Below are 18,971 nucleotides of genomic sequence, written 5' to 3'. Positions count from 1 at the left end.
CCTCACCGTTCGTCGTGGTCGCTGTCGCCGCGTACGGCGTCTTCGAGTTCGCTGAGCACCTGTTCCTCCACCAGGTCGGCCAGGGCGGCGACCGTGCGGTGGACCAGGACGTCACGGGGTGTGAGGTGCACGCCGAAGGCGTCGTTGGCCCGTGAGGAGATGTGGAGGGCGCGCAGGGAGTCGCCGCCCAGATCGAAGTAGTCGTCCTCGGCGCCGACGCGCGTGTCCAGCGCCTCCTCCCACAGACCGGCGAGGATCTCCTCGGTCGGGGTGCGGGGAGCGACGTGTTCCGCGGTCCGCGGCGCGTCCGGTGCGGGTGCGGGCAGGGCGGCCCGGTCGGTCTTGCCGTTCTCGGTGAGCGGGAAGTGCTCAAGGACGACGTACGCGGAAGGCACCATCGGACCCGGCAGGGTCGCCGCGGCCAGCGCCCGCAGCTCGGGGGCGGACGGGCTCTCGGCGTCGGGCGCGCGCAACAGGTGCGCGACCAGTCGCGGCAGGCCCGGTTCGTCCTCCCGTACGCTCACCACGGCGTCCAGCACGGCCGGATGGCGTACGAGGGTGGCCTCGACCTCGCCCGCCTCGATGCGGTGGCCGCGCAGCTTGAGCTGGTGGTCGGTGCGGCCCAGGTAGTGCAGCTCGCCGCGGGCGTCGCGTCGTACGAGGTCGCCCGTGCGGTACATACGGGTGCCGGGCGGCCCGAACGGATCGGCGGTGAAGCGGGTCGCGGTCAGGCCGGGACGGCCGAGATAGCCGCGGGCCAACGCCGGTCCGCTCAGCCACAGTTCGCCCGCCACTCCGTCCGAGACCGGCCGGTGCCCGGCGTCCAGGACGTACGCCCCGGTGGCGGGCAGCGGGCGGCCGATGGGCGGGGCGCTGCCGTTCACCTCCAGCGCGTCCGACCAGGTGGCAACGACGGTGGCCTCGGTCGGCCCGTAGGAGTTGACCAGGCGGTGGTGCGGGGCCCAGCGGGCGACCAGGTCGGCGCCGCACGCGTCGGCGCCCACGGTCAGGGTCTTGAGGTCGGGCAGGGTGCCGGGGGTGTCCGGCGGCAGGGTGCCGAGGGCGGCCGGGGGCAGCAGGGTGTGGGTGATGCGCTCGGTGCGCAGCACGTCGGCCAGTTCGGCCCCGAGCAGCGGACCGGGCCGTGGGACGACCAGGCGGGCGCCCTGCGGCAGCGACATGCACAACTCCAGTACCGAGGCGTCGAAGCTGGGCGTGGCGAACGCCAGCACCCGGTCGTCCGGCGCCACCTGGTAGTGCGCGGCCTCGGCGGCGGCGAAGGCGGCCAGACCCCGGTGGGTGACCACCACGCCCTTGGGAGTGCCGGTCGAGCCGGAGGTGTAGATGACGTAGGCAGGATCGTCCAGGTCCAGCGGACGGTGACGGTCGGCGTCGGTGGGCCGATGGCCGGAAGCACCGCCGAACCCGCCAAGCCCAGCACGCCCGCCACGCCCTCCATGCCCCTCAGGCCCCTCGGCCTCCCCGTGCCTGTCCGCGAGCAGCGCGGACACCTCCCCGGCGTCGAGAGTGACGGCGGGCGCCGCGTCCCGCAGCATGAACGCCACCCGCTCCGGCGGGTAGTCGGGATCCACCGGGAGGAAGGCGGCGCCCGCCTTGGTGACCGCGAGCTGGGCCAGGACCATGTCCGCCGAGCGCGGCAGGACCAGGGCGACGAGTGTGCCGGGGCCCGCGCCGCGTGCGATGAGCCGGTGTGCCAGGCGGTTGGCCCGCTCGTCCGCCTCGGCGAAGGTCAGGGTCAGGCCGGGCGCGCTCAGTGCCGTGGCCGTGGGACTGCGGTCCACCCCCGCCTCGATCAGGTCGGGCAGGGTCGCCGGAGCCACCGGTGCGAGCTGCGGCCGGGCGGGTCCGCGGAGCAGCCGGGCCCGTTCCCCGGGCGGCAGGATGTCGATCGCGTCCAGGCGGTCGGTGTCCTGGGCGGCGGCCAGTTCGGCGAGCGTGTGCAGGAGTTGGGCGGCGAGGGAGCCGGCCGTGGCCGCGTCGAAGTGGCGCGGGTCGTAGCCGAGTTCGACGCCGAGCCGCTCGCCGGGCGAGATCACCACGGTGAGCGGGTAGTTGGTGGCCTCCCGGGCGTCGAGGTCGTGGACGTGGACGCCGTGGACGCCGGCCGTGGCGTCGCCGACGGGGTAGTTCTCGAAGACCAGCAGGCTGTCGAACATCGGCGTCCCGGCGGGCAGCCCGCTCCACGCCTGGAGGTCGGTCAGGGGTACGTGGTCGAAGCGGCGGTCCTCGGCCCGTACGGCCTGGGTGTCCCGAAGCCAGGTGTCGCAGGCCGCGCTGCCGTCCACGGTGACCCGGGCGGGCAGAGTGGTGATGAACAGGCCGGTGATGGTGTCGGCGCCGGGCAGGTCGGCGGGCCGCCCGGAGACGGTGGTGCCGAAGCACACCTCCCGTTCTCCGCTCCACCGCGACAGCAGCAGCGCCCAGGCGCCCTGCGCGACGGTGTTGAGGGTCAGCCGGTTGCGGCGGGCGAAGTCCTCCAGCCGTTTGGTCTCCTCCGTGTCCAGCCACTGGGACAGCCAGGTGTCGGAACGGGCCGCGGAGCTCTGGGCGGGCCTGCGGTCGTAGGGCAGCGGCGTGGGAGCGGTGAGGTCGGCGAGCACGCTCCTCCAGTGTTCCTCGGCGGGTGCGGTCTCCCGGGCCGCGAGCCAGGTCGCGTAGTCGCCGAACGGGCGGCGGTCCGGCAGCCGGGGCTCCTCGCCGCCGACGAGCGCCGCGTGCGCGGCCATGACGTCCGCCAGGACGTGGAAGACGCTCCAGCCGTCCAGCAGGACGTGGTGGAAGGTCCACACGACCCGCACCTGGTCCGGGCCGAGCCGGATCAGGGCCAGGCGCAGCAGCGGGGCGCGGTCCAGGGCCAGTCCGCGGGTCTTGTCCTCGGCGAGCAACCGTTCCAGTGCCGTGCCGCGAGCGTCCGAGGTCAGGGCGGACCAGTCGTGCTCGGTGACCGGCAGCGCGGCGGTGCGGTGCACGGCCTGGAGAGGGACGGGGACACCGTTCAGCACCACGGTGGTGCGCAGGACGGGCGTGCGGTCGACCACGTGCTGCCAGGCGGCGGCGAGCAGGCCAGGGTCGCGCACCCCGTCGGCGACGAACGTGATCTGCTCGACGTACATGCCCCGGCCCGGCTCGTCCAGGCCGTGCACGACCATGCCGGTCTGGGTGGGGGTGAGCGGATAGAGGTCCACGACGTCGTGGCCGGTGCCCACCAGCCGGTCCACCGTCGGCTGGTCCAGCGACACGAGCGGGAAGTCCGACGGGGTGCGGCCTCCGGCGCCGGGTTCGGCGCAGTGCCGCACGATGTGCCGTAGTTCGTCGGCGAGTTCGGTCGCCAGCCGGGCGACCGTGTCCCGCTCGTGCATTTCGCGCGAGTACGACCAGGTGAACTCCAGCCGCTTTGCGGTGACTTGGCCGAGTACGTCGAGGAGGTGCGGGCGGTCCGCCGCACGGTCGAGACCGCCGGCCAGTCCGGCGTACGGGGTGTGCAGCAGGCCGTCCGCGGTGGTGCTGCGGTCCTGCTGCCCCAGGTAGTTGAAGCCGATCTGCGGCAGTCCCGGCAGTCCGAGCCGGTCGTGGTCGGGGTGCAGATGGCGCAGGGCGCCGTAGCCGAGTCCGTTCGTCGGAACGGCCCGCAGGCTCTCCTTGACGGACTTCAGCGCCGCCCCGGTGCCCGCGTCCCCGGGCACGTCCAGTGCGAGGGGGAACATGGTGGTGAACCAGCCGACGGTACGGGCCAGGTCGACGTCGTCGAACAGTTCCTCGCGGCCGTGGCCCTCCAGCGCCACCATGACCCGGTCCTGTCCGGTCCAGCGGCCAAGGACCCGTCCCAGGGCGCACAGCAGGACGTCGTTGACGCGGGTGCGGTAGACATCCGGTACGTCCTGGAGCAGCCGCCGGGTGTCGTCGGCGTCCAGGCTCACCGTCACCGTCTCCTCGCAGTCGGCCGTGTTGGCGCCGGTGAGGTCGGTCGGCAGCAAGGTCGCGTCGGCGGACAGGCGTTGCCAGTGGGCGAGTTCGTCGTCGAAGCCGCCGGAGGCGGTGTGGGCGGCCAGTCGCTGGGCCCACGTGCGGAAGGAGGTGCTCTTCGCGCCGAGGTCGGGCCGTTCGCCGGCGCGCAGCGCACGGTAGGCGGTCTCCAGGTCCTCCAGGATCAGACGCCAGGACACCGCGTCCACGACCAGGTGGTGGGCGGCCAGGAGCAGCACCGGCCGCCGGTCGTCGCCGCGCCGGCACAGGGCGGCCCGCAGCAGGGGCCCTTCGGCGAGGTCGAACCCGCCGCACAGACGGTCGGCGAGGGCACGTACGGCCGCGTCGATCGCCTCGCCGGAGGGCGATGGGTCAACGCCGGCGAGGTCATGCACGTCCAGGCGCGGGGCCTCCCCCGGCGCCGTACCGTACTGCCGCCACCGTCCGTCGTCGGACGGCTCGAAGCGCAGGCGCAGGGCGTCGTGGTGTTCCAGAACGACGGCCAGGGCGGCCCGCAGCAGCGTCTCGTCGGTGTCGGCGGCCAGCTGGTAGGAGACCGTCTGGGTCAGCTGTGCGGGGTCGCCGGTGAGGTCGTCGAACAGCCAGTGCTGGACGGGGGTCAGCGGTACGTCCCCGACGACCGGACCCTGTTCCGCCGTGGTCCGCGGGGCTTCCGGGGCCTGCGCCGCGGCGGCCAGTTCGGCCACGGTCTGGTGGCGGAACAGGTGCCGGGGTGTCAGTGCGAGACCGGCCCTGCGGGCGGCGGAGACGATCTGGATGCCGAGGACGGAGTCGCCGCCGAGCGCGAAGTAGTTGTCCTGCGCGCCCACTTCGGGCACGCCCAGTACCTCGGACCAGATCGCGGCGAGCACCCGCTCGGCGTCCGTGCGCGGCGGTCGGTCGCCGCTGCCGCCCGCCGCCGACCACACGGGGTCGGGCAGCGCGCGCCGGTCCAGCTTGCCGGTGGCCCCGAGGGGCAGCCGTTCCAGCGGTACGACGAGGGCGGGGACCAGGTGGTCGGGGAGCGTACGCGCGAGGAAGGCCCGCAGATCGGCGGAGCCGGGAAGCCCGGGGCCCTCGGGGACCGCGTACGCCACCAGACGCTTGTGACCGTCGTGCTCGACCACGCGGGCCGCCGCCGCGGACACCTCCGGGTGCCGGGTCAACGCGGCCTCGACCTCGCCGAGTTCGATGCGGAAGCCGCGGACCTTCACCTGGTCGTCGGAGCGGCCGAGGTACACCAGCTCGCCGTCGGCCGTCCACCGTACGAGGTCTCCCGTGCGGTACATCCGGCCGCCGGGCGGGCCGAACGGGTCGGCGGGGAAGCGCGAGGCGGTGAGGCCCGGCCGGTTGAGGTAGCCGCGGGCCACCCCGGTCCCGGCCAGATACAGTTCACCCGGCACTCCGGCGCGCACCGGCCGCAGCCGGGCGTCCAGGGCATAGGCGCGGGCTCCGCCGACGGGCCTGCCGATGAGCGGTACGCGGTCGGGTTCGCCCGGGTCGCAGGTGAAGGCGGTGGCGTAGACGGTGGCCTCGGTGGGGCCGTAGATGTTCATCACCCGGCAGCCGGGGACCGCCGAGCGGACCTGGGCCACGGTCTGCACGGGCAGTGCCTCGCCGGCGAGGACGACGGTGTCGGCGCCGACGCGGACGGTGTCCTCCGCCAGCAGCCGTCCCAGCGCGGAGGGCACCGCGCTGAGCAGTCCCGCCTGCCAGGGTTCCTCGCGTTCGGCGAGGGCCAGCAGGTCGTGGACGATCTCGACGCGGCCCCCCGCCAGCAGGGGCGAGAAGATCTCGAACACGGACACGTCGAAGTTGAGCGAGGTGGAGGCCACCACATGCTCCAGGCCGTGTCCGCCGCCGAACTCCGCGGCGGCCCAGTCGGTCAGGGCCAGCACCGACGCCTGGGCGACGACGACACCCTTGGGCCGGCCGGTCGAGCCGGAGGTGTGGATGACGTAGGCGGGATGGTCCGGCAGCAGCCGTCCGTGCCGCTCGTCGTCGGTGATGCCGTCACCGGACAGGGCGACCAGGCGCGCGGCGCAGTCGGGGTCGTCGAGGGCGATCCGGGTGAACGGCCCGTCCGGCAGCCGCCCGCCCGTCTGCGCGCAGGTGACGACCGCTTCGGGCCGCACGTCGTCGAAGAGGAAGGCGATGCGCTCGGCCGGGTAACCCGGGTCGACGGGCAGATAGGCGGCGCCGCTCTTGAGGACCGCCAGGAGCGCCACGATCAGGTCCGGGGTGCGTGGCAGGGCGAGCGCGACGAACCGTTCGGGCCCGGCCCCGGCCTCGATGAGCAGGCGGGCCATCCGGTTGGCACGCTCGTCGAGCTGCCGGTAGGTGAGCTGTTCCCGTCCGCCGCCGAGCACGGCCGGGGCGTCGGGGGTGCGCGCGACCTGGGCGCGGAAGGCCTCGGGCAGGGTGCGGTACCGAGCCTGGGACAGAGTCCGGTGGAAGGGCTTGGCTGCCGGGCCGCCGAAGCGGTCCAGCAGGCGGCGACCCTCCTCGGCGGACACCAACGGCAGGTCGGCCAGGGAGCGATCCGGCCCGATGGCCATCTCCGTCAGCAGTGTGCGCAGGCTCGCGCCGATGCCTTCGACGGTGGCCGCTTCGAAGGCGGCCGGGTCGTAGTCCAGGGTGACGGTGAGGGTGTCGCCGGGCGCGACCACCACGCTGAGCGGGTAGTTGGTCGGTTCCACATCGCGTTCCTGCTCCATGGCGAGGCCGTGCCGGGCCAGGGCGTCCGCGTCGAACGGATAGTTCTCGAAGACCACGATGCTGTCGAACAGGGAGGTGCCGCCCGGTACTTCGCTCCACGTCTGGAGCTGGGCGAGGGAGACGAAGTCGTGGCGCCGTGACTCCGACTGGGCGGCCTGGAGCTCACCCAGCCAGTCCAGCAGCCGGCGCTCTTCGTCGATGCGTGCCCGGGTGGGCAGGGTGTTGATGAACAGGCCGACCATGGAGGTCACGCCCAGCAGGTCGGCGGGCCGACCGGAGACGGTGGTGCCGAACACCACGTCGTCCCCGCCACCGTAGCGGGACAGCAGCAGCGCCCAGGCGCCCTGGAGGACGGTGTTGACGGTCAGCCCGGCCGCCTGTGCCGTCTCCCGCAGTCGCGCCGACACGTCGGCGTCGAGCGTCACCCGTACCGAACCGGAGGACGAGGTGCGGTGCGCCTCGGCGGGCCGCCGGTCGCGCGGCAGTCCGGTGGCGACGGGGAATCCGGCCAGTGCCTCGCGCCAGTACGCCTCCGCCCGCCCGGTGTCCTGCCGGGCCAGCCAGCCGAGGTAGTCGCCGAAGGGCGCGCGGTCGGGCACGTCCGGGCGGCGCCCGGCGGTGAGCGCCGCGTACCGCTCGCACACCTCGTCGAAGACCTGGGCCGCGCTCCACCCGTCGAGCAGCAGGTGGTGGAAGGTCCACAGCATCCGTACCCGGTCGGGCGAGAGCCGGATCAGGGCCAGGCGCATCAGCGGGGCCGTCTCCAGATCGAGGCCCGCCTGCCGGTCCTCGTCGACCAGCCGCGCGAGTTCCGTCCCGCAGCGCTCGGCGGACCGTCCGGACCAGTCGTGGTGCACGACGGGCACGGGCGCCCGCCGACGTACGGCCTGCATGGGCTCGGCGGTCTCCTGCCACACCGGGTGGGTGCGCAGCATCGCGTTGGCGTCCACCGTCCGCTGCCACGCCTCGGCCAGGGCCCGCGGATCGGTGACGCCCGACAGCACCAACTGCACCTGGTTGACGTAGGTGCGGCTGTCGGGGTCCAGCAGGCTGTGGAACAGCATGCCGCCCTGCATCGGCGTCAGCGGGTACAGGTCGGCGACCGTACGGCCGTCGCCCACGACCCGGTCCACGGCGGCCTGGTCGATCCGGACCAGCGGGAAGTCCGAAGGCGTACGGCCTCCCGCGTCCGGCTCGGCGCAGTGGGCGACGACGTCCTCCAACGCCCGCAGCATGCCCGCCGCGAGGCCGTTGACGGTCTCCTCGCGGTGCAGCCGCCGGCTGTAGTGCCAGGTGATCTCCAGCTCGCCGTCCTCGACGCGGGCGACCACGTCGAGGAGATGCGGGCGTACGGACTCGGGTGCCTCGGCGCCGTCCAGGCCGCCCGGCACGGAGTGGACCAGCGCGCCGCCCTGCGCCGACCAGTCGAAACGGCCCAGGTAGTTGAAGCTGACGCCGGGCATCGGCGCGTCGGTCGGCCGCTCGTCGGTCGGCCGCTCGGCGCGCGCCAAGTAGCGCAGGGCGCCGTGGCCGAGGCCTCGTGCGGGCACCGCCCGCACCTGCTCCTTGACGGACTTCAGAGCGGCACCCCAATCTCCGTCCGGGGCGTCCGGGAGTTCAAGAACGACGGGGAACAGGCTGGTGAACCAGCCGACCGTGCGGGACAGGTCGATGTCGTCGAAGAGCTGGTCCTCTCGGCCGTGTCCCTCCAGGCCGACGGCGACGGTCCGCCGCCCAGTCCAGTCGGCGAGCACCCTGCCGAGGGCGGTCAGCAGGACGTCGTCGACACGGGTGCGGTACACCCCCGGCACCTCCCGCAACAGGGCGTCCGTACGCCGCCGGTCGAGGCGTACGGTCACGGCGTCCACGTCGGCCATGGTGTTGCCGCTGTCCATGTCCGACCTGGTGGGATCGCCGTCGCCGTCCATCGGCAGGGGTGCGGCGCAGTGCCGGGCCACCGCGTCCCAGTGCTCGCGCTGCGCGGCGAAACCGCCCGACGCGGTGTGCGCGTGCAGCCGCCGCGTCCACTCCTGGACGGAGGTCGTCCGCTCCGGCAGCCGTACGGGCTCACCGGCTCGGGCCTGTCCGTACGCGGTCTCCAGGTCCTCCAGCAGGACACGCCAGGAGACACCGTCGACGACGAGGTGGTGCACGACGAGGAGCAGGCGCGCGCCGGTTCCGCCCCTGACACCGGCGGTGTCGGTGAACAGGTGGGCCGTCAGCAGCGGTCCGGTCGCGAGGCGGAAGGAGTCGTGCGCCTCGGCCGTCACCCGAGCTTGGGTCTCCTCGCCCGCCGTCCCGCCGAGCCCGCGCAGGTCGTGGACCGCCAGCAGTTCCGGGCTCTCCTCGTCGGCTCCCGGGCACTCCTGGCGCCAGGAACCGTCGGCGGACCGGACGAAACGGCAGCGCAGGGCGTCGTGGTGCGCGTACACGGCGGTCAGGGCGCGGCGCAGAACCGCCGGATCGACGTCGTCGGGTGTCTCCACGACGACGGACTGGTTGAAGAACTCCGGTCGCCGCGGCCCGGGTTCGAGGAACCAGTGCTGGATCGGGGTGAGCGGGACCTCACCGCTCACCGGAGAGGTCCCCGCGACGGGTACCGCCGTTCCGGTGGTCGCCGCGGCGGCCAGAGCGGCGACCGTCGGGTGCCGGAACAGATTCCTCGGTGTGAGCGCGAGTCCGGCCGCGCGGGCACGGGAGACGACCTGGATGCTGAGGATCGAGTCGCCACCCAGCGTGAAGAAGTTGGTGTCGGCGCCGACCCGTTCCACGCCGAGCAGCTCCGCCCAGATCCCGGCGAGGGTCCGCTCGGCCTCGGTGCGCGGCGCGCGGTACTCGGTCTCGCCGCCCGCCGTCCAGTCGGGTGCGGGCAGTCGGCGCCGGTCCACCTTTCCGTTGGCCGTCAGGGGCAGTTCGGCCAGCGTGACGAAGGCGGCGGGTGCCATGTAGTCGGGCAGTTCGGCGACGACGTGCGCGCGCAGCTCGTCCGCGGACGGCACGGCGGCCGAGGGCACGGGCACGAGGTGTGCGGCCAGCCGCTTGCGTCCGGCGTGCTCGTACACCGAGACGACCGCCTCGGCCACGGCCGGATGGGCGGTGAGCCGGGCCTCGATCTCGGTGGGTTCGACACGGAACCCCCGGATCTTGACCTGGTCGTCCGCCCGTCCCACGAAGTGCAGTTCGCCGTCGGCGCTCCACCGCACGATGTCTCCGGTGCGGTACATCCGCCCGCCGGACGGACCGAACGGATCGGCGAGGTAGCGTGCGGCGGTCGCACCGGGCCGCCCGGCGTAGCCGCGGGCCAGTCCGGCACCCGCGATGTACAACTCCCCCGGCACACCGGGCGGTTGCGGCTGGAAGATGTCGTCCAGCACGTACACGCGCGTGTTGTCGAGCGGCCGTCCGATGGGCAGTACCGGTGGCAGCGGGTCACCCGCGCGGAAGACCCGCCGGGTCGCGAAGGTGGTGGTCTCGGTGGGTCCGTAGCCGTCGACGACGGTGAGGCCGGGACAGGCGTCGAGCACACGGCCCACCACTGCGCCCGGTACGGCCTCGCCGCCGGTCCACACCTCATCGGCGCCGCGCAGACAGGTGGGGTCCTCCTGGGCGAGCAGCCGGAAAAGGCCTGCGGTCAGCCACAGGCAGCGCACTCCCTGCTCGGTGATCGCGCGGCGGACGACGGCGGCGTCCACGTCGGCCGGCGGGGCCAGCACGGCCGTTCCGCCGCGCAGCAGCGGCACCCACAGCTCGTAGGTGGCGGCGTCGAAGGCGTGCGGGGAGTGCACGAGGACCCGGTCGTGTCCGGCGAACGCGCTGTCGAGGGCGAGCGCGGCGACGTCCCGCTGGCGTACGGCGACGCCCTTGGGGATGCCGGTGGACCCGGAGGTGAACATCAGGTACTGGACGTTGTCCGGGTGGATCTCCCCGAGGGGCCTGACCTCGGCGTCCACATCCTGTACGTCTGCGGCGAGCAGGTCGGCCACGCGCAGTACGGTCCCGCCGGGCAGCAGCTCCGCCCCAGTGGCCCGCCGGTCGCCATCGGCCAAGACATCGACCAAGTCATCGGCCTCGGCTTGGGCTTGGGCTTGGGCTTTCGATGGGACATCGGCATCGGTGAGCAGCAGCCGTGCGCCCGCCTCGGCGAGCATGCGGCGCAGCCGCTCGCGCGGTGCCCGGCTGTCCAGCGGTACGAACACGCCGCCGGTGCGGACCAGGGCGAGCTGGACGATCACGAGGTCCGTCGAGCGGTCCATCAGCACGCCGACCGGGACCTCGGCGGCCACGCCGAGCGCGGCGAGCCGACCGGCCAGCAGGGCGGCCCGGGCGTCGAGTTCCCGGTAGGTGAGCCGCTCCGCGTCCGTCTCCAGGGCCGTGGCGTCCGGCGTGCGCCGGACCTGCGCGGCGAACAGCTCCGCCACGGTGGTCTCGGCCCCGGGGATACCGGTGGCCGTGTCGTTCCACTCCTCGACCACCTGACCGCGGCGGGCGGCTGTGAGCAACGGCAGTCGGGCGGGCGGCAGTTGGGGTGTGGCCCCCATGTTCGTCAGCAGGACGGTGAGGTACTCGACCATGCGCGCGACGGTGTCCGCGTCGAACAGCCGCGGGTCGTAGCCGAGCCGCAGTCCGAGTTCGGTACCCGGATAAGCCACCAGGCTGAGCGGGTAGTTGGTGGTCTCGATGCCGTCCAGGGCGCTCAGCCGCAGTCCGTGCGCGGCGGCCAGTTCGTCGTCGACCGGATAGTTCTCGAAGACGACGATGCTGTCGAACAGGGCCACGCGCTCGGGGAGTTCGGTGAGCCCCTTCATCCGGGTGAGCGGTACGTGGTCGTGGCGGCGGTCCTCGCTCTGCTCCTGCTGGAGGTCGCGCAGCCAGTCGAGCAGGGACCTGTCGTGCGGCACGGTCACCCGCGTGGGCAGGGTCGTGATGAACAGGCCGGTCATGGTGTCGGCGCCCGGCAGCTCGGGGGGCCGCCCGGAGACGGTCGTGCCGAAGACGACCTCGCTGCTGCGGGCCTGACGGCTCAGCAGCAGCGCCCAGGCACCCTGGACGAGGGTGTTGACGGTCAGCCCGGCCGTCCTGGCCAGTTCCTCCAGGGCCCGGGTGGTGACCGTGTCCACGGTGGCGCGGACCGCCGCGGTGGACTCGGCCCGGTGGCTCTCGCGCGGCTCACGGTCGTACGGCAGCGCGGTGGCGTCGGCCAGGTCCGCCAGGCGGCGCCGCCAGTGCCGTTCGGCCTCCGCCCCGTCACGCTCGCCCAGCCAGGCCACGTAGTCGCGGAAGGGACGCCGGTCGGGCAGCGACTCCCGCCCGCCCGTGGCGTGTCCGGTGAACACGTCGGACAGCACCTGGAAGAGGCTCCAGCCGTCCAGCACCAGATGGTGGAACGACCACACCACCCGTACGCCGCCGTCGGAGATCCTGGCGAGCACCAGCCGCTGGAGCGGAGCCCGGTCGAGGTCGATGCCCTGCTCACGGTCCCGGTCGAGGAGGTCCCGCAGCCGGTGCTCGCGTTCCTCCTCGCCGAGGTCGCGCCAGTCCAAGTGGATTACGGGCACGGTCGCGTGCCGCTGCACCACCAGAAGGGGTTCGGGAACGTCCTGCCAGACGACCCGGCCGCGCAGTACGGGTGTGTGGTCGGTGACGCGCTGCCAGGCCGCCGCGAGCGCCGCCGGGTCGGGTACGCCGTCCAGGTCGAAGGTCAACTGCTGGAAGTAGACGCCCAGATCGTCCTGGGAGAGCCGGTGGAAGAGCATGCCGGTCTGGGTGGGGGTGAGCGGATGGATGTCCTCCACCGCGTGCGGGTCGTCGCCGACGATCCGGTCCACAGCCGCCTGGTCGAGGCGGGTCAGGGGGAAGTCCGAGGGGGTGCGTCCGCCGCTGCCGGGCTGCCGGGCGTGCCGTGCGATGCCGGCCAGCGCGTCGGCGAAGTGTGCGGCCAGGTCCGTGACGGTCGTCCGCGCGTGCAGTTCGTCGGAGTAGAACCAGCTGAACTCCAGTGCGTCGCCGTCCAGTCGGCCCACGACCTCCAGCGGGTGCGGGCGCAGGGCGGCGGGGTCGGCGTCCAGTTCCAGCGTACGGAACGGGCCCTCGTAGAGGCCTCCGGCGGTGTCCGGGAGTCCGAACCTGCCCAGGTAGTTGAAGCTGACCTGTGCCTCCGGCGCCTCGGGCAGTGCTCCCGGGCGGGCGAGGTAGCGCAGGACGTCATGCCCCACGCCGTGCCGGGGCACTGCCCGTAGCTGCTCCTTCACCTGCTTGAGTACGACGTCCCAGTCGGCGTCGGGCGGGACGGCGAGGGCGACGGGGTGGCGGGTGGTGAACCAGCCGAGGGTGCGGCTGGTGTCCACGTCGGCGAACAGTTCCTCGCGGCCGTGTCCCTCGACGTCCACCAGCACCCGCTGGTGCCCGGTCCACGCGCACAGCACCCGGCCGAGGGCGCTCAGCAGCACGTCGTTGACCCTGGTGCGGTAGGTCTCCGGCAGGGTGCGCAGCAGGGCGGAGGTGTCCTCGGGCGTGAGGCGGACGGTCACCGAGCGCGCGGAGGCGTACGTGTTGACGCCGTCGCCGTCGGTGGGCAGGGCCGCGGTGGCGCCGGTGACGGCATCGGTCCAGTACGCGGCCTCGTCGTCGAAGCCGCCTTCGGCCGCGTGGGCGGACAGCCGTCGGGCCCAGTGCCGCAGCGGTGAGGACTTCGGGGGCAGCGCCGCCTGCCCGTCCCGGCCCTCCCGGCGGGCGCGGTAGGCACGGTCCAGGTCCTCCATGAGTACGCGCCACGACACGCCGTCGACGACCAGGTGATGGACGGACAGGTGCAGTACGCGGGACCGGCCGGGGCCGCGGTCGTGCAGGACCGCGCGCAGCACCGGGCCCCGGCGCAGGTCGAAGGCACCGTGGTGCGGTGAGTCGGTGTCCGGGCCCGTGTGGCGGGCCAGGTGGACGCGGGGCGCCTCGTCCTCGATGCGCCAGACGGTGGGCGGTTCGGCGGCCGTGCCTCCGGCCCCAGCGCCCCCTGTCTCCTCTGTCTCCGCTGTGAGGAAACGCGAGCGCAGTGCGTCGTGGTGGACGACGAGGTCGTTGAGGGCTTCCTCCAGCGCCGCCGGGTCCAGGTCGTCGGGGACCTGGAACGACAGGGTCTGGGCGAACCGGCCCGCGTGACGGGCGGTGTGGCGGGCGTCGTTCTCGAACAGCCAGCGCTGGATGGGGGTCAGGGGCGCGGCGCCGGTGGCGTCGACGAGGGCCGGAGTCGCGGGCCTGCGACCACCGGCCGCGTCGGCGCAGCGGGCGAGCGCGGCGATCGTCTGGTGGCGGTAGACGTCCCGTGAGGTCAGGGTGAGGCCCGCCTGCCGGGCCTGGGCCACCACCTGGATGCTGAGGATGGAGTCGCCGCCCAGCATGAAGAAGTTGTCGTCCACCCCGATGCGGTCCACGCGCAGGATGTCCGCCCAGACGGCGGCGAGGATGCGCTCGGTGGGCGTACGCGGGGCCACGCGGTGCGCACGGCCGCGGGCGGGTCCCGGGTCCGGGAGGCGGCCCCGGTCCAGCTTGCCGTTGGGGTTGAGGGGCAGGTCCGCCAGGACCATGACGGCCGTCGGCACCATGTAGTCGGGCAGGGTGTGGCCGAGGGTCCGCCGCACCTCCTCCGGCTCGACGCGCGCGTCCGGAGCGGGAACGACATAGCCGACCAGCCGGCGGTGGCCCCCGCTCTCCCACACGGTGGCCGCCGCCTCCGCCACACCGTCGAGGCCGCGCAGTGCCTCCTCGACCTCGCCGAGTTCGATGCGGAAGCCGCGTACCTTGACCTGCTGGTCGGTGCGGCCCACGTACTCCAGTTCGCCGTCGGCGCTCCACCGCACCAGGTCCCCGGTGCGGTACATACGGTCCCCCGGCGCGCCGAAGGGGTCGGCGACGAACCGGGTCGCGGTCAGCCCCGGCCGGCCCAGATAGCCGCGCGCCAGTCCCCCGCCGCCCAGGTACAGCTCTCCTGTCACGCCCGGCGGCTGGAGGCACAGCAAGGGGTCCAGGACATAGGCCCGGGTGCGGGCCACGGGCCTGCCGATCGGCGGCGCCTGGCCCGGTGCGTCGTCCGAGGCCTCGTCTCCGGCGAACCACGCGGTGGCGTAGACGGTGGCCTCGGTCGGGCCGTAGATGTTGGCGATGTCGCAGCCGGGCATGGCCCGCCGCAGGTCCTGCACGGTCTGCGCGGGAAGCGCCTCGCCGGCCAGGACGACGGTGTCCGCGGTCACGGGCGCGCCGTCCTCGGCGAGCATCCGGGAGATCACGGACGGCACCCCGCTGATGAGCCCGGCCCGTCGGGTCTCCGTGGTGTCGACGAGTTCGGTGAGGTCGGCGACCACCTCGATGCCGCCGCCCACGAGCAGGGGGCAGAGCATCTCGAAGACCGACACGTCGAAGTTGAGGGAGGTGGAGGCCACGACGTGGGCCAGTCGCCGTGGACCGAAACGCTCCTCGGCCCACGCAGCGAGCGCCCCGACACTGCGATGGGTGATCACAACGCCCTTGGGGCGTCCGGTCGAGCCCGAGGTGTAGATGACGTAGGCGGGATGCTCCGGGTCGAGGGGCCGCACCCGGTCGGCGTCGGTGAGGTCGCTGCCGGTGCGTACGCCTGCGCCTGCGCCGTCGACGCCATCCGTGGCGGTGACAGCGGTGGCGGTGACAGCGGTGTCCTCCTCCGGAAGGCTGCCCTCCAGAAGGAGCGGAACGCAGTCCTCCGGCAGTGCTCCGGCGGTCTCGCGGGTGGCCAGGACCAGCGCGGGGGCCGCGTCGGCGAGCATGAAGCGGATGCGTTCGACCGGATAGGCGGGGTCCACCGGAAGGTAACCCGCGCCCGCCTTCAGTACGGCCCACAGTACCGGCAGCAGGTCCGCCGTCCGCGGCAGGCACAGGGCCACCAGCGTCTCGGGTCCGACGCCGCGGGCGGCCAGCAGCCGGGCGAGCCGGTTGGCACGCCGGTTGACCTCGGCGTAGTCCAGGCGTGCGGGTCCGCAGGTCACGGCGGTCAGGTCGGGCGTGCGTGCCACCTGTGCCTCGAACAGCGCGGGCAGCGTACGGGCCGGTGCGCGGCCGGTGTCTTCGACCGGCGGGTTCCACTCCTCCAGCACCGTGTGCCGTTCGTCCTCCGACAGCAGGGCCAGTTCGCCCACCGTGCGATGCGGCCCGTCGGCCATGCCCTCCAGCAGCCGGCCCAGCTGGCGGGCCATCCGCGCCACCGTCCGCGCTTCGAACAGGCCGGTGTTGTACTCGACCGTCAGCTCGCAGCCGCCGTCGGTACGCGGCACGAACTCCAGGACCAGGTCGAACCGCGCGGCCGGACGGGGCAGCGGCTGCTGCTCGATCCGTACCCCGTCGGCCCCCGGCGGGTCGTTCAGGGCCGTCTGCTGCACCACGAGCACCTGCACCAGCGGGGTGCGGCTCGGGTCCCGGGTGGGGGCCAGCTCCTCCACCACCCGGTCGAACGGCACCGACTCGTGGGCGAAGGCGTCCAGGACCGTCGCCCGCATGCTCTCCACGAACCGGTCGACGGTCATGGCGTCGTCCACCTCGCCGCGCAGTACGACGGTGTTGGCGAAGAAGCCGGTCACGTCCTCCAGTTCGCGGCGTCCCCGCCCGGTGGTGACGGTCCCGAAAGCGATGTCGCGCTGCCCGGAGTACCGGGAGAACAGCACCGCCGCGGCCCCGGCGAACAAGGTGAAGACAGTCGTGCCGCGGCCTCCGGCCAGGTTCCGCAGCCGTGCGACCAGTTCGGCCGGGAGGTGCTGCCGGTGGGCCTCCCCGTCGGTGGTGCGCACCACCGGCCGGGGCCGGTCGGTCGGCAGTTCCAGCTGCGGCATCCCGGTGAGATGCCGCTTCCAGTACGCGAGGTCCGACGCGTCGCCGTCCCCGGAGCGCTGCTGCCGCTCCCACACGGCGAAGTCCGGGTACTGCACGCGGGGTTCGGGCAGCCCTGACGGCAGGCCGGACACCTCGGACCGGTACAGGGCCGCCAGGTCACGGGTCAGGATGCCCACGGACCAGCCGTCGGTGACGATGTGGTGCTGGGCCAGCAGCAGCACATGGTCGTCGCTTCCGCGGTGGACGAGCAGGGCCCGGGTGAGCGGACCGGTGGCCAGGTCGAAGGGGCGGCCGAGTTCCTCGGTGAGGAGGTGTTCGACGGCCTCGTCGAGCCCGGCGGCGGACAGGTGGGTCACGTCGGCGGTGCGCAACGGCAGTTCCACGTGGGCGTGTACGTGCTGCACGCCCTGGCCGTCCTCCGTGGCGAACGTCGTACGCAGCGAGTCGTGGCGGGCGGACAGCCGGTCCAGGGCCCGGCGCAGTGCCCCGGCGTCCAACTCGCCGCGCAGCCGCAGCGCCAGGCCGGTGTTGTACTCGGTGCCGCCCGGCGTGAGGTCGTCCAGGAACCACAGGCGCCGCTGGGCGCCGGAGAGCGGAAGCGGCCGGTCGCGAGGGACGGCCGGGATCGGGTCCAGGGGTGCTGCGAGGGTCGACGGGCTCACCAGCAGGGCCAGCGCGGCGACGGTCCGCGCGGTGAACACGTCCCGGATCGACAGCCGGGCACCGAGTTCCTCACGGATCCGGGCCAGGGCGCGGGCGGCGAGGATCGAGTCACCGCCCAGGTCGAAGAAGTCGTCCTCGACGCCGACGGCTTCGACCCCGAGGATGTCCGCCCAGACATCGGCGAGGATCCGCTCCTGCGAGGTGCGCGGCGCCACATGACCCGCGACGACCGCGCGGACGGGGACGGGCAGCGCACGCCGGTCGATCTTGTTCTGCGGGGTGAGCGGCAGGGCGTCCAGGACGACCACGGCGGAGGGCACCATGTGCGGCGGGAGTACGGCGGCGGTGGCGGCCTTCACGTCGGCCGCGTCCAGGGCGTGTTCCGGGTCGGCGGCGGTGACGTAACCGACGAGTCGGCGTCGGCCGGGTTCGTCCTCGCGGACCACGACCACGGCGTCGCGCACTCCGCCGTGGCGGCGCAGTGCCGTCTCTATCTCCCCGGGCTCGATACGGAAGCCGCGCACCTTCACCTGGCGGTCGACCCGGCCCAGGTACTCCAGTTCGCCGTCCGCGTTCCGGCGTGCGCGGTCGCCCGTGCGGTAGAGCCGGGCTCCGGGCGGGCCGAGGGGGCTGGCGACGAAGCGGCCGGCGGTGAGGCCGGGCCGGTCGAGGTATCCGCGGGCCACTCCGACGCCGCCGACGTACAGTTCGCCGTCGGTTCCCTGCGGTACGGGCCGCATGGCCGCGTCGAGGACGTGCGTCTCCGTTCCGGCGAGGGGTCGGCCGATGCTCGGTGTGCCGCTCTTGGCGGACAGCGGTCCGGTCCAGGACGCCACGATGGTGGTCTCGGTGGGGCCGTAGGAGTTGATCATCCGGCGGCCGGGCGCCCACTGGTCGACGAGTGCCGCGGGGCATGCCTCGGCTCCCACGATCAGCGTGCTCAGCCGTCCCGGGCCGATCCGCGCGGGGTCGGACACCGTGGCGAGGGCGGCCGGCGGGATCAGCGCGTGGGTGATGCGGTGCTCGTTCACCACTGCGGCGAGTTCGTCGCCCAGCCAGGGGCCGTCGGGCGGTACGACGAGCGTGGCGCCGGACAGGACGGAGATGAACAGCTCCAGCACGGAGGCGTCGAAGCTGGGCGAGGAGAACTGCAGGACCCGGCCGCCCGGACCCACGGCGTACTGTGCGGCGGCGCCCGCGGTGAAGGCGGCGATGCCCCGGTGGGTGACGGTCACCCCCTTGGGCGTTCCCGTCGAGCCCGAGGTGTAGATGACGTACGCGGCCTGGTCGGCGTCCACCCGCGGACCCGCGCGGTCCGGGGCGGGTCCTGCGGCCTCCATGACGGCGCGCAGGGCGACCGGGTCGTCGAGGACGACGGCCGGTGCCGCGTCCTCCAGCATCAACGTGCGCCTCTCGTACGGGTATTGGGGATCCACCGGCAGGAAGGCGGCGCCCGCACGGGCCGTGGCCAGTTCGGCGGCGATCAGCTCCAGCGAGCGCGGCAGGACCAGCGCCACCGTCCGCTCCGGCCCGGCCCCGCGCCGTACGAGATCGGCGGCCAGGCGCCCGGTCCGCTCCGCCAGTTCCCGGTAGGACCAGGTCCGCCGGCCGTCGGTCAGCGCCGGCGCGTCCGGCGTGCGGCGCACCCACGACTCGAAGAGTTCACCGAGCGGCAGCGGCTCCGCCGGGGCGGAAGGGGACATCGGCACGGGGTCGTTGTGCAGGTCCGTCATGGGGGGTCCTTCGAAAGCGGTGGTGAT

At 73.6% G+C, this 18,971-nt stretch carries 1 protein-coding gene; it reads right to left on the bottom strand.

Features of this window, described 5'->3' with window-relative positions:
* Window positions 1-2 precede the first annotated feature (2 nt).
* Window positions 3-18,944, bottom strand: coding sequence for a non-ribosomal peptide synthetase (locus ACZ60E_RS03495; RefSeq protein ID WP_469437608.1), 18,942 nt, complete (start codon window positions 18,942-18,944; stop codon window positions 3-5).
* Window positions 18,945-18,971: the final 27 nt, after the last annotated feature.

The organism is Streptomyces sp. NPDC102514 (assembly GCF_055584525.1).
The sequence above is the reverse complement of the archived record's forward strand: the minus strand, read 5'-3'. Positions and strand labels throughout refer to the sequence as shown.